This is a genomic window from Xenorhabdus beddingii, from assembly GCF_002127545.1.
Lineage (GTDB): Bacteria > Pseudomonadota > Gammaproteobacteria > Enterobacterales > Enterobacteriaceae > Xenorhabdus > Xenorhabdus beddingii.
On record NZ_MUBK01000122.1, the window covers coordinates 1 to 1,032 of the forward strand.

Consider the following 1,032-nt stretch of genomic DNA (forward strand, 5'->3'; position numbering starts at 1 on the left):
GCCCGGCCGGTGCTGATGCTGCTGGCTCAGGCGTTGGCTGAAGTTCCCACCCTCACCCAGAAAGCCATTCCGCCGGCTGACCGCACTCAGCCCCTGCCGTTGTCCTTTGCCCAGCAGCGCCTGTGGTTTTTGGCCCAGCTCGACCCGGCCGCCAGTCTCGCCTACCATATTCCAATCGCCCTGCGTCTGAGCGGCCAGCTTGATCGTCAGGCGCTGATCCGTGCCCTTGATCGTCTGGTGGCCCGCCATGAAAGCCTGCGCACCCGTGTTGTACTGGTCGCCGGCCAGCCTTACCAGCACATCGACCCCGCTGACACCGGCTTTGCCCTGTCCTGCCATGACCTGCGCCTGTTGTCTCCAGCGGCACAGACTCAGCATATTGCTGAACTTACCTCCCTTGGGGCACAGACCCCGTTTGATTTTGCCCAAGGCCCGCTGATCCGGGGTCAACTGCTGCAACGGGCGGATGAGGAGCACGTATTGCTGCTCACTCAACACCATATTATTTCTGATGGCTGGTCCATCGGAGTCTTGCTGCACGAACTGACCACGCTCTACCGTGCCGTCCTTGAGGGTCATGAAGATCCTTTACCGCCACTGCCCATTCAGTACGCGGACTATGCGGTCTGGCAACATCACAGGCTGCAGGAAGATGCCCTAACGCTACAACGTCACTTCTGGCACACCCGGCTTGAAGGCGCACCGGCGTTATTATCACTTCCGACCGATCGGCCACGCCCGGCGGCACAGTCTTATGTCGGTCGTCAGGTGTCTTTCCATCTGGAGCCGGCTTCACTGAGTGCACTCAAAACGCTCGGACAGCGCCATAACACCACCCTGTTCATGACCGTGCTGGCGGGCTGGAGTATCGTACTCGCCCGGCTCAGTGGTCAGGATGATCTGGTGATCGGGACGCCGGTCGCCAACCGTCCGCACCGTGAACTGGAGGGCCTGATCGGTTTCTTTGTCAATACCCTGGCCTTGCGCGTCCGCTGCCATGACGGTCTCAGTGTCGCGGATTTACTGGCGCAG

Annotated in this window: 1 protein-coding gene; it reads left to right on the forward strand. The window is 60.9% G+C overall.

Features of this window, described 5'->3' with window-relative positions; translation table 11 throughout:
• On the forward strand, positions 1–1,032 hold a 1,032-nt coding region (locus Xbed_RS18770; RefSeq protein ID WP_422641347.1), incomplete at both ends, for a condensation domain-containing protein.